We start from the raw sequence: 557 nt of genomic DNA on the forward strand, positions 1-557 counted from the left end.
TTTGTAAGCAGGCCATATCGTTCCCACTCCTTTACCTGACGGTAAAGAGGCAAGTATTGGATGAACTTATCATAGATAAGTTTTGCTAGAACGGTAGGTCCCGCAATGCTTCGCTGAATGGCAGCTTGTGGGGCTTTCCCACGTTTCATCTGTGCTTTTTGTGTGGCATCCATTTTACAGTGCTTGCACTCGTAGGCATGTTCAATATGCTGGATGCGCATCATTTTTGCCGGAATGAATTTTGCTTCTTCACGCGCAATAGTTGTACCGGCTTCGGTCATTTGGCCGAGGCAACAGTCGCATTGTGTATTGATGGGATGATGGTGAATTTCTTAGATTTCAATCCCATTTTGAAAAGAATCATTCCGTTTTTTCTTATGTGATTTACGGTTAACAGTATAAGTAATCGTCGCTGTGCTTTGTTCTTCTGTGTGCTCAGATTCGTTAAAAGACGGATCGTCATCGAATAAAGAACATTGACCATCTGGTGCTTGATACTTTGATTTTTCCGATTTTGAACCGTATAAAGCTTTTGTTAATTGGCGAACTTGTTCTGT

At 41.7% G+C, this 557-nt stretch carries 2 protein-coding genes; both read right to left on the reverse strand.

The window, feature by feature from the left end; all coding sequences use genetic code 11:
- Positions 1–281: IS66 family transposase zinc-finger binding domain-containing protein (locus tag AMS59_RS26575; RefSeq protein WP_234007912.1), on the reverse strand; the 281-nt coding region annotated here is incomplete at its 3' end.
- Positions 282–332: 51 nt separating this feature from the next.
- A partial coding sequence (locus AMS59_RS26580; protein WP_234007913.1) for a transposase occupies positions 333–557 on the reverse strand: 225 nt, incomplete at its 5' end.

This window comes from Lysinibacillus sp. FJAT-14745, assembly GCF_001275675.1.
GTDB lineage: Bacteria > Bacillota > Bacilli > Bacillales_A > Planococcaceae > Lysinibacillus.